The 12049-nt window shown below is 47.2% G+C and carries 9 protein-coding genes; 3 read left to right on the forward strand and 6 right to left on the reverse strand.

The features are described from left to right. Positions 1-23: 23 nt before the first annotated feature. Positions 24-1130, reverse strand: coding sequence for a LysM peptidoglycan-binding domain-containing protein (locus tag GJR95_RS20445; RefSeq protein ID WP_162387622.1), 1107 nt, complete (start codon positions 1128-1130; stop codon positions 24-26). Between the two features lie 342 nt (positions 1131-1472). Here GJR95_RS20445 and porX point away from each other — a divergent pair, with 342 nt between their 5' ends. Beyond that, on the forward strand, positions 1473-3047 hold the full coding sequence (gene porX / locus GJR95_RS20450) for a T9SS response regulator signal transducer PorX (RefSeq protein ID WP_162387623.1): 1575 nt from the start codon (positions 1473-1475) through the stop codon (positions 3045-3047). A gap of 55 nt (positions 3048-3102) precedes the next feature. On the opposite strand, the gene GJR95_RS20455 is transcribed toward porX, so the two are convergent. Then, positions 3103-4596, reverse strand: a complete 1494-nt coding sequence (locus GJR95_RS20455) for a capsule assembly Wzi family protein (protein WP_162387624.1) — start codon at positions 4594-4596, stop codon at positions 3103-3105. Positions 4597-4754: 158 nt separating this feature from the next. Between GJR95_RS20455 and GJR95_RS20460 the strand changes: the two genes are divergently transcribed. Further along, complete coding sequence (locus tag GJR95_RS20460) at positions 4755-6074, forward strand: esterase-like activity of phytase family protein (protein WP_162387625.1); 1320 nt, start codon at positions 4755-4757, stop codon at positions 6072-6074. A gap of 72 nt (positions 6075-6146) precedes the next feature. Here GJR95_RS20460 and GJR95_RS20465 read toward each other — a convergent pair whose 3' ends face one another. Next, positions 6147-7946, reverse strand: coding sequence for a M61 family metallopeptidase (locus GJR95_RS20465; RefSeq protein WP_162387626.1), 1800 nt, complete (start codon positions 7944-7946; stop codon positions 6147-6149). A gap of 598 nt (positions 7947-8544) precedes the next feature. Between GJR95_RS20465 and GJR95_RS20470 the strand changes: the two genes are divergently transcribed. Next, positions 8545-9171 carry a hypothetical protein gene (locus GJR95_RS20470; protein ID WP_162387627.1) on the forward strand — a complete coding sequence of 209 codons (627 nt, stop codon included), beginning with the start codon at positions 8545-8547 and terminating at the stop codon, positions 9169-9171. Positions 9172-9189: 18 nt separating this feature from the next. Here the strand turns inward: GJR95_RS20470 and GJR95_RS20475 are convergent, their stop codons facing one another. From GJR95_RS20475 to galK, 3 genes are all read right to left on the reverse strand, one after another. Beyond that, complete coding sequence (locus GJR95_RS20475; RefSeq protein ID WP_162387628.1) at positions 9190-9870, reverse strand: cell division ATP-binding protein FtsE; 681 nt, start codon at positions 9868-9870, stop codon at positions 9190-9192. Between the two features lie 82 nt (positions 9871-9952). Beyond that, a complete protein-coding gene (gene fsa / locus GJR95_RS20480) occupies positions 9953-10621 on the reverse strand; it encodes a fructose-6-phosphate aldolase (RefSeq protein ID WP_162387629.1) in 669 nt (222 codons plus the stop codon). An 82-nt stretch (positions 10622-10703) separates the two neighbouring features. Further along, on the reverse strand, positions 10704-11867 hold the full coding sequence (galK, locus tag GJR95_RS20485; protein WP_162387630.1) for a galactokinase: 1164 nt from the start codon (positions 11865-11867) through the stop codon (positions 10704-10706). Positions 11868-12049: the final 182 nt, after the last annotated feature.

Genomic DNA, 12049 nt, shown 5'->3' on the forward strand with positions numbered 1-12049 from the left:
ACATACAAACCGTACTACTATGTTTAAGGGGCTATATAACTGACCTCAGCTCGGAAACGTCGGTCTTCGGGGGAAAGTTTCGCGAATGCCTGTGTCGAGAGTTTTATCAGAATCTTGTCATTGACTCCCGTGTCGGGCAGGCGGCCAATCACTTTTACCCATAAACTCTGATTATTGAACTCGTTTCGCACCTGCACGAGCGTACCAATGGGCGCTTTGCGGTGGAGGGCTAAATATTTGCCGGAATCGTCACCTTCAATCATTTCAGCAACTCCGCTGGTGGCAATGCGTCGGCCACGGGTCGGCATAGGCGCGTCATTGCCGGGGTGGGGTATCTCGACCACGACCTCCTCGGTTTTTGCTGCGGATGGATTTTCGGTTTTAGGCGAGCCAGCATTGTCGGGTCTTGGAGTTGGATTTTCTGCCTTTGCCGTTACTGTTTCTTCGTTTTTTTTCGGGGTTGGCCGATCCGGTTTGGGCGAAGTTCGTGTAGGCGTATCGGGGTGGGCAGGATTGGGCGTCTTTACCGGTACAGAAACAACGGGAGCCGAGGGCGTACGGGCCTGATAGGCTTTCTCGCTCACAATCAATGCCTGACCGATCAGAACGTTATTGCCGGGCAAGCTATTCCATTTGCGCAAATCAGACTGAGCGACACCGTATCGTACAGCCAGACTGTATAAGGTCTGACCGGGCTCTACAATGTGTATACCGGCTTTAGCTGGATCATTGCTCTTACGGGCTTCCTTATTTTGTTGCTGGGCTGTTGCTTTTGTCGTAGCATCCGAATTATTTTTTGCCAGCCGCTCTTTGGCTTTCTCATCTTTCCGGATGGCCTTGTCAATGGTTTTTTCCTGTTTCCTGCTTAACGAGCCTTCGGGTATCGGAATCCGAACAATCTGAGCGTATCGAACGGCATCGCCCATGGTTGGGTTAGCCGCTTTGATGGCACTGACTGAACTGGAATACCGCCGGGCAATGGCGTAGAGTGTCTGACCCTGATTGACTCGGTGTAGGATAAATCGCTTGCCGTCTTTTTTCTCAACACCCACTGAATCGGCCACGATGTGGGCGCTTGCAATACGGCTCATCAAAAGCAGCAGGGCAATGAGGACTGTATATTTTTTCATGGGTTAGTACTAACCAAAAACCGCTGGAGCGTTTAAAATAGAGTTGATTGTAAAATTAACGTAAAAATCGGCCCAAGTTTCATCAAGAACGGTTTGATAGTCAGTTTATGTCTGATTTATAGCTCTTTTTCGAATTCCTTTGCTGTGTTAAAAAACCTTAATTATGAACCGCCTAAACACATACGGGCGTTTGATGTTTAGTAGAAGGTAATCTTCTGATTCATACTTTCACCCGATTGGATCGTGTTTCCTACCTTTCGATCACAAAACGTTTTACGTCTAACCGAAAGTATTTCAGGTGCTTATCCAACATATTATTACTAATTGAAAAGCCAGAACTACATGCAAAATTATTCGATACTCTGGGCCGACGACGAGATTGATCTGCTCAAGCCACATATTCTTTTTCTGAAAAACAAAGGATATGAAGTGACACCCGTTAATAGTGGGGCGGATGCACTTGAAGAGGTAGAGCAGAGCAACTACGACGTTGTATTTTTAGATGAAATGATGCCCGGCATGACCGGCCTCGAAACGCTTTCGCAAATCAAACAGCTGCGGCCGAATCTGCCCGTTGTCATGATCACCAAGAGCGAAGAAGAGCACATCATGGAGGAAGCGATCGGTTCTAAAATTGCCGATTACCTGATCAAGCCGCTCAATCCCAACCAGATATTGCTATCGGTCAAAAAAATCCTGGATAACAAACGACTGGTGACCGAACGTACCAACATCGGCTATCAGCAGGATTTCCGGAATATATCGATGCAGTATAATGACCGCATGGATTTTGAGGAATGGGCCGACGTTTATAAGAAGCTGATTTACTGGGAACTTGAGCTTGATCAGTCGCAGGATAGAAGCATGGGCGAGGTGATGAACATGCAGAAAAGTGAAGCGAATTCTACCTTCTGCAAGTTTGTGATCGATAATTATGAAGACTGGCTCAATGATCCAAAGGCCGAAAGTCCTGTCATGTCGCACCAGTTGATGCGGAAAAAAGTATTTCCATTACTGGATCAGGCCAGCAACGGAAACACTGGCCCCTTATTTTTTATCCTGATCGATAACCTGCGCTATGACCAGTGGAAGGTGATTGAGCCGCTGTTGAGCGACTATTTTACGGTCGAAGAAGAGTCGTCGTACTACTCCATTCTGCCAACCACGACCGGATTTGCGCGAAATGCTATTTTTTCGGGAATGATGCCCAGCGAAATGGAGCGTAAACACCCTGATCTGTGGGTTAACGACGATAGCGAAGACGAGGGTTTGAATAACCACGAAGACGAATTTCTGCGTCGGCAGCTTGAGCAAAGTCGCCTGAACGTAAAAATGTCGTACCATAAAATCCTGAATGTCAATCAGGGGAAATCGCTGGTCGATAACTTCAATAACCTGTTGCAGAATCAGTTGAACGTAGTTGTCTACAACTTCGTCGATATGCTGTCGCATGCCCGTACCGACATGGCGATGATTAAGGAACTAGCTCCCGATGAGTCGGCCTATCGGTCAATAACGCGGTCGTGGTTTCTGCATTCGCCCCTGCTGGAATTTATCCAGAAAATTGCGGCCAAAGGCGGGCGGCTTATTATAACGACCGACCACGGCATGATTCGGGTTCAGAAACCCGCCAAAATTGTTGGCTATCGCGAAACGAACACAAACCTGCGCTACAAACAGGGTAAGAACCTTGGCTTTGATGACAACCACCTCTTTGTGGGCCGTAAGCCCGAGCGATTATTTCTGCCCAAGCCGCACGTTTCAACCGCCTATGTTTTCACCCTGGAGGACTATTTCTTTGCGTATCCGAACAACTACAACTATTACGTCAATCATTATCGAAATACCTTCCAGCATGGGGGTGTATCGCTCGAAGAGATGATTATTCCGTTTGCCTATCTGACAGCCAAGCGGTAAAACAATACATTGACAGTCAAAAGCCATCCGCCTAACCGGATGGCTTTTTTGTTTATTACCATTGCCGACGTAAACCAACCCTCAGCCCCATACTCTTTGCCAATAACTGGCCCTGATCGGCGGCCAGGGCTACCGAAAGCACGCTATTGTGCAACAATGGTAAGGGAATACTGGCGCTCAACATCCCCGAAAATTGGTTTTCAACCGACCGAAAAGGAGTTGAATAGGTGCCAAAATTCTGACTGTAGGAAAACCGCCCGGTCATGCTAATCCGATTTTTTATCGAGGCTTCGAATGCTGCGTAATAGGCAATAACCCGATTACTGGGAAAGTAAAATTCACCCGGCTCTGATGTAGATGACAGCATCGGGCGCGGTATCAGAAAAGGCGTTCCAATGGTTTGCCCAAAATAAGACCATCCTTCCACATACTGGGAATGGTTGTAATAGTTGTCAGCTCCTTTATAGGTTTGCCCAGGGGCCGAAAAATAAGGTCCTGATTGATCTCTCGTGAGTAACACTTCGCCTAACACGCGATGCCATGTCCAGAAACGATTGCCCGCCGATTTTGTCTGCCGGTTGAGCCACCGCAAACCGTATAAACCGTCGGGAGCATTGCGCCAGCTTAAACCACTGGCATCTTCGTAGGGATGTTGATGGTAAATAAACCACGATGAGGCTGGTAAGATCAGGCTCAGCCCAATGTCAATACTGCCCAGATGGTTACCAATTCGATTGGCCGCGTCGAAACTTGTGTAGCGGATGTTTCCTAAATCTTTGGGAATAATTCCCAGCACGACACTCTTTAAATAGTCCCCGAAATTGGTCGTTAGATGACCATCGACCGCAAAGGGAGAGTTTTTAAGATAATCGGCATAACCTCCCCATTGTACTTCGTGATTCAGGCCTACGATTCCGTGGAGCCGGGATGAAGGGCGACCCAATTTCAGGAAAATTGCTTTCTGATGCAGGTTTACGCCCCGTATGTAGGGAGCGTTGAACCAACCATGCGTAAAGCTTCCTTTAACGGCCACCGCGTTGCCCAGAAAAGGCAACGGTAAAAAATCAGGAAGAACGAACTGAATCTGCGGAATTGGCAGGGCATTGCCGGACACAGAATACGAACCGGATGAAAGAACTGTATCAACCAGGCCAATAATCTGTTGACGACGTCCGCCCCATAGCTCAAATCGGCCAAGCCGGACTTTTACGTACGCTTCCGGCAGCAGAACCTGTCGGGAATTGGCTGATAAGGCATTCTGTAACAGATTTCCGACTGTTTTGACCCCGAATCCCCAATCAACCAAGGGCTTACGGAGCGAATCGGTCTGTTTATAGCTGCGGCAGATACCCAGTTGCAGGCTAACGGCTGGTGTGTTAGGAGGTACAACACCCCACTGATTCGTGCGTAGCCAAAAGGGTGTTTGTGACGCATTGGCCCCATACATGCTTACGTCAGCATGACCAGATAGCAAAGACCGTTGCGCCCGAAGCGTATGCGAAATTAGTACGCCAACGAGCAGTACCGACCAACCATAAAAACCATGCATAATCACGAAAACTACAGTGCTTTATAGCAATCTGCAACAGGAGTGATTAGATGCCTTATCAATTTTATAATAGTTTAATAATGAGCAGTATTAGGTAATATTCAGGTAATATGGCAGCCTTAGCTTTGTGTGATTATCTCTTGCTTATTTCACCCCTCATGAACGTAAAGCTACCCCCTCTTTCCCGCGCTGTCTGCGGAGTATTTATTAGTGGTTTATTATTGGCAGGCTGTCAGGATGAACTTAACCAGATCGATGGCTTCACCTATCCGGCATTTGTAGAAGCCAGTAACCCTAAAACGCTATCGACAGCGCCCAACGGGACAACGATTTACAATGGTGGATATGGTTCGTCGATTGCTCCATCCCTCAACGATCCATCCGTGTTTTACCTGCTCACCGACCGGGGACCTAATGCTGCGGGCGTTCAGGCCAATTCCATTATTTTCGGTAAAGCCGACTTTACACCGCAGATTGGTAAGTTCCGGATCGTGGGCGATCAGATTGTGTTGGAAGAAACGATTTTGCTGAAAAATGCCAGCGGTCAGCTCCTGACGGGATTACCGAATCCGGTTGGACAGGGTAATACGGGCGAAATTGCCATCGACCTGAATGGGAAAACCATTTCACCTGATCCGGATGGTATCGACTCCGAAGGATTGGTCCTGATGCCGGATGGTTCATTCTGGATAAGCGATGAATACGGGCCTCACCTGGTACACGTTGATCCAGCCGGAAAGACCATTGAGCGTGTCAATCCATTTGGGACTGGAACCGGTGGGCGTATTATTCCGAAAGTGTTTGCCCGTCGTCGGCCGAATCGCGGTATGGAAGGGTTGACTATTACGCCTGACGGAAAAACCCTGGTTGGCTTAATGCAGTCACCCCTATACAATCCATCTTCGGCGGCTGTCACAAACTCAACTGTTCTTCGGATACTTACATTTGAAATCGCGACTGGTGCTACCAAACAATACGTTTATTTGATGGAAGATCCTGGCCTGACTGGCTGTAGTGAAATTGCTGCCATAACCAATACAACTTTCCTGACGCTGGAACGTGACGGCGATTACGGCGGTAATCCAGCCAAACCGGCCAAGTTTAAGCGGGTTTATAAATTCGATCTGGCCGGAGCTACCGACATTTCCGACTCGTTCAATGGCGATGGGGGCAAGCTCTATAACGGTATGACAGTTGACCAGCTGAAAGATAAAGCGGGCCTGACTGCGGCTGGCATCGTGCCTGTTTCGAAAACGCTCGTGTTTGATCTGATCACCGACATTTCGCCGGTGTATCCACACGACAAAGCAGAAGGAATAGCGTTGATTGGTCGTAATCGACTGGCGATTTCCAATGATGACGATTTCGGCGTATTGGATGATGGCAAAAATGGCTTCACCACCAAACTGTTGCCCGCTACCGGCCAGGTCGATAAAAACCGGATTTACTTCGTGACATTGAAATCCGCATTACGATAAACTACTGTAACGAATAAGCCCCGAAGATATACTCTTAGCTTTGGGGCTTATTCGTTATTTTCAGTTTTACGCCTACAAATTCTTCTGCCAGCGTTCTCTGAGCGCGAGTTGTTGCGGAGTCGCCTGGGGGTTTGGCTCGAACACGTAACGGTTTACTTCGGGAATTTCCTGCATGGTGGCTTTGATAGTTATGGGTTGCCCGTTACGCCGAACGGTCAGCTCATACGGATCGCCCGCTTTGAGTCCGCGAATCTGTTCCCGAATTGTCGGGAGTGTTGATTGATCGATCGTTTGCTGATTGAACGCGATCCATTCGTCATTTTCCTGTATACCAGCCTGACGCAGTGGCTCACTCACCTGTTTCAACCGAAGGGTATCATTCACCGGAACCGGTCTCATGCCCAGTGAGGGGAGTTTTTTGCCGGTAGCGAAAACGGGCTTATACAAAATTCCGACTTTACCGAAGTACTCCTGAAGGGGCAAATGTTCGGCATTCTTGACATACCGATTGAAGAAATCAGTGATTTCTGGATAGGTTTTCTGCGCGAAAATGTCGAAGAATTCTTTATCGGGAAATGGGCGATTTGGACCATAGGTACTTGTTAGCTCGTTGATTACTTCCCGAAGGCCACGCTGCCCACCCGACAACTCAAGGAGCCGGATATCGAGCAAACCAGCCACCAGCGCACCCCGGTTATAGATATTTCCGTACTGTTTCTGGCCTTCGGGTGTATAGCACGTCAGCGCGAGTTTTAGCAAACTGTAGGTCGTGTCCAGCTGCTGATCGATCTTTACTTTCTGACTCAGTTCGTCGCAGTAAGCGGGCAGATCAGTCAGGCCACCCCGTAGCCGCATGGCCCCATTGGCCCATTCCGTTACCCCTTCATACAACCAAAGATGGGCGGAGGGGGTAGGAGTAACAAAATTGAACTGCTGGATCAGCTCGCTATGAATATTTAATGGCGTAACAACGTGAAAAAACTCATGGGCCGCAATGGACGTAACTGTTTCGGCCAGGCGAGGAGAAAAGGGAGTTTCCTTGAATATGTATTCCGAACTGTAGGAATGTTCCCAGGCTCCCCAGCTTTCATCCTCAAAATGGTATAAAAAGGTATAGCGCTTTACGGGCAGCGTTTTCAAAAACTTTCCGGCCGCCTGAAGCATCGACTGCATGCTGTTGAGCAATTGCTCGGACGTAACCTGATCGGTTTTCGAATAGGTGTACATCTCAACGGCAGCTCCGCCCACCGTAGTTTCGGCGCGGGTCAGGCGTCCCAGCAAAATGGGTGAATCGACAATGCGGTCGTAGCTATCGGCCAGAAAATACCCATCCTTATTCTTTTCAAGTGCCGTGCCTACGGTCCACTCCATTGGGTAATTGATTTTTACGGCCAGTGGAGTTGCCTGCATGCCCTGCGGAAAACCAAACACGCCCTGTCCGTTGATGAGGGCATGATCCTGCTCAATCGAGGTGCCGCACATCCTGTAAATGACATCTTTCTTAACGGGCGTATCCCAGGTTTCGGCAATCTGATAGCGAATCTGGCGTACCTGAGCAGGTTGCTCAATTTTCCATTGATTAGTCGAAACCTGCTCGGTTTTCAGCTCCTTACCTTTTTTATCGAATGCCTGAAACGAACGGACAAAACGACCAATATCCATGACCTGATAGGTGCCTGGTGCTGTCGATGCAAACTGATAAACAGCGTTTTCCGGTTTCAGTCCATCGACATGAAGGGTAACTTTAAACTGATCGTCAGCCCGGTTGTTCAGGTCAACCTCGTAGACCAGAGGGGCTGGCCCGGCTGCCCACACAGGCGTTGTCAATGCGGAGCAAGCCAGCAACAGTGCGCTCCAAACAAAATTGTTCATAGTACGTGAAAGAAAGCTAAATCGAGTACTCAAAAAAATACGTAAAAAGTAAACATACGCAATCTTGCCGGCTTCGTACCTTAAAACTAGGATGAGAGGAGAATAGGCTGGATTTATGGCTACCGCCCTGTTACTCAGTATGGGCGTAGTTAGGGAAAACCTAAAAGAACAACCACTTTCGCCGGTACAGCTTCGGTAAGTCGGTCTCAAGGCCAACATCTATACAGATAATCGCATGCTGCTTTTCGAATCTTTCATTTTGTATTGGCAGTAGCTTGCTCATACAAGCTTTCCGGTCAATAAAAGCAATCAAATAAATTAGGATGGGATTTTTTAAAGAAATTTTAATTAAAAAATATTAATAGGTTACAAATTGTTGTTAATGAATTTATTTTATAAATTCATTAAAATATACTAAAATTATTAAGAGATGTGAATTGTAAATGCCTAAATAGTTAGAATTTATCCAAATAGGCGCTATTATTCATTAGATATTTTTATTTTAAGTATAATTATATGGTAAAATAGATTATATAAACTTTTAAAGATTGATGTAACTAATATTGCTTTAAATGGATAGAAAATGGTAATATTGCCCATGAAAAATGTATTTTTAATCGGCCTCCTTTTTTTGTTTTCCTGGCCTTTACGGGCTCAACAGCAACTACCCAAATCCGCAATAAGCATAGCTGTTGAGGCAAATCATGTGGGTAGTAGTGAACCTGGGCAATCCACCACTTTTAAGTATTCGCTAATCAGAACTCAGGAGGTCAAGTCGAGCCGATGGAATTATGAAGTTAGTTTAGGCTACATAGACCACTATCTAAGGGAAAATTTTTTGCCATTCGATTATTTTTATAAGGGGACTCGTTCGCAGCGTATGGCAGGTGACTTAAGTTTTCTATTTAATCTGGTCAAAACAGAAAAGCATGCGTTTCAGGTTGGGGCTGGCCCATCCATCTGGTATCAGCGAAATGGCATCATCTCCGACTTAACTGGAATTTCGAATGGCCAGCAAATAGAAAAAGTAACTTTCACCAGAACCTATCAGGGGGAATTCAATGCTGGGATTAATCTCAAAACCAATTATTACTATTCAATCACTCCTAAACTGATTGCTGGCATTCGAGTTGGAGTTTCGACTAATTTCCTAACCCCTGATGTAAGAACAAGCTTACTGGGTACCTTATCCTCGGCAGGAATTAGTATCGGTTATCGTTTTTAGATGATGTGTAGGATAAGCTTACCCACCCAGTTCGATTACCTGCCCGTCCTGACAACGCAGCACGCGGGCCGGATACTTATTGAGCAGTTCGTAATTGTGGGTAGCCATGAGCACCGCTGTTCCGGCGTTGTTGATGGCCTGAAAAACCTTCATAATCTGATCCGAAACTGCTGGATCGAGGTTACCGGTAGGTTCATCGGCAATCAGAATGAGGGGTTCGTTCAGCATGGCACGGGCAACAACAACCCGTTGCTGCTCGCCCCCCGAAAGCTGGTGGGGCATTTTTTTCTGGGCGGTTCCGAGGCCAACCTGCATCAATACATCGGCAATGCGGTTATTCATATCGGCTTTGTTCGACCAGCCGGTTGCTTTTAACACAAACCGTAGATTCTCTTCAACCGTGCGATCAGGAAACAGCTGAAAGTCCTGAAAGACAATACCAATTTTACGGCGCAGAAAAGGAACATCGCGGGGTTTAAGCTTATCGAGCGAATAGCCAGCTACGAAACCCTTCCCATTCTGAAGCCATAAATCGGCGTATAGTGTTTTTAGTAATGATGTTTTCCCGCTGCCCGTTCGGCCGATCAGATAAGCAAAATCGCCTTTATTTATCTGAAACGATACATCGCCCAAAATCAGTTTACTGCCCTGGTAGATGTCCGCGTGGTCTATACTAAGAACGGGTTCTGTAGAAAACATAGATTTGGTTATCAGTTGTCAGTCACTGATCGTTAGCAAGTTTGGTTGAATCACTAACGATCAGCGACTGACAACTATTTTTTTACTTTTTAACCGGTAAGTTAGCCTTTTCGTGGTCAGCCAGGAATTTAGCCAGACCGCTGTCGGTCAGTGGGTGGTTGAGCAGTGATTTAATAACGCTCAATGGAGCTGTCATAACATCGGCTCCGATTTCAGCGCACTGAATAACGTGCATCGGGTGACGTACTGAAGCGGCCAGTACTTCGGTAGTGAAACCGTAATTCGTGAAAATAGTTACGATTTGCTCGATCAGGGCCATACCATCGGTCGAGATATCATCTAACCGGCCAACGAACGGCGACACGAACGAAGCGCCTGCTTTAGCAGCCACCAGTGCCTGACCCGCTGAAAAAATCAAAGTACAGTTGGTACGAATGCCTTTTTCTGAGAAATATTTGATCGCTTTTACACCATCGGCGGTCATTGGAACCTTCACCACGATATTCTCGTCGATTTCGGCCAGTTCATCGCCTTCTTTAATCATCTCATCGTATTTGACGGAGATAACTTCAGCGCTTACATCACCTTCTACGATTTCGCAGATTTGTTTGTAATGGCGCATCACGTTGTCTTTGCCGGTGATACCTTCTTTGGCCATCAACGATGGGTTGGTCGTGACGCCGTCGAGAACGCCCATGTCCTGAGCCTCGCGAATGTCGGCCAGATTGGCCGTGTCAATGAAAAATTTCATAGTTAAACAGAATTAAGTAGGTCGGTAAGCTGGTAAGCCCGGAAGCTAAAAGGAACGAATACATAAAATATACGCTGTCTTGTTAACTTACTGACTTACTGACTAGGTTCGTACCATTTTGAATTTTGCAGGCGTGAAGGTACGTATCTTTACCCGTTCTGGCTTTATATTGTTTGGTAATCAGGTGCGTAAAATCATCAAGTGCGTCTTCTCGTACCAGATTAATGGTACAGCCGCCAAAACCCCCGCCCATCATCCGGGCACCCAGTACACCGTGATGTTCGCGGGCAATGTCGACCAGAGCATCCAGTTCAGGACAACTCACTTCATACCACTGACTGAGTCCCTCGTGTGACCCATACATCAACTGGCCAAATGTTTTGATATCACCCGCTTCTAAAGCGGTTACCCCGTCGAGCAGTCGTTGATTCTCCTGTACTACATAGGCGCACCGGCGATAGATTAACGGCTGGGTATTTTTCAGATGCGTGTCAAGCATGGTCATCGTCACATCGCGCAGGCTGTTGATTTCGGGATAAAACGTTTTCAGAAACCGAACCCCCGCTTCGCATTCAGCCCGGCGCGTGTTGTATTCGGAAGTAACTAAAGAGTGTTTCACCCTTGAATCGCACAGAACGATGCTGATTCCGTCCATTTGCAGGGGTGCATAGGTATATTCCAGCGAACGGCAGTCCAGTTTAATGACATGGTTGGCCTTACCCATCATGCTGGCAAACATATCCATAATACCGACCTTGGCACCAACGAAATCGTTCTCGGCTCGTTGCGATAGTTTGAGTAGCGTTATCCGATCCAGGCCCAGACCAAAGAGTTCGTTAAGGGCAAAACCGACGCCATTTTCCAACGCTGCCGACGATGATAAACCAGCCCCCATTGGAATCGTTCCACCGAAAACGCAGTTGAAACCCCGTATAGGCTGACCTAACAACCGGAACTGGGCAACTACGCCCAGAAGATAGTCAGCCCAGGTATGCGTTGAGGTAAGATCATTGACTGTACCGTGATAGGTTTTATTCAGATCGTAAGCAACAAAATGAAGTTCGTCGTCGTCGCGTGGACCAACGGCCAGATAGATCGCTTTGTCAATGGCTGCGGGCAATACGAACCCTTCGTTATAATCTGTATGTTCACCGATAAGATTAACGCGGCCAGGAGAGCAGATCAGGATCGGATCAGAATGGAACGCGTCCTGAAACGACGCGGTAAGTTGGCTAAGCAGGTCCATGTTGGGTTTAAGGAATTTAGCGGTCTGATACAGCTAACCCGCATAACCCGCTAAACAAATTAATTGCTCCCGCGAAACTAATACACAGTAGGACGGAAACAAAAAATGGCAAACCAATGTCTCACCGCTACGACCACCTACCCTTGCTTCGGTCAAGACCTGGGGGATTCAGCAGGAGCTGG

The sequence above is a fragment of the Spirosoma endbachense genome (assembly GCF_010233585.1).
In the GTDB taxonomy this organism is placed as follows: domain Bacteria; phylum Bacteroidota; class Bacteroidia; order Cytophagales; family Spirosomataceae; genus Spirosoma; species Spirosoma endbachense.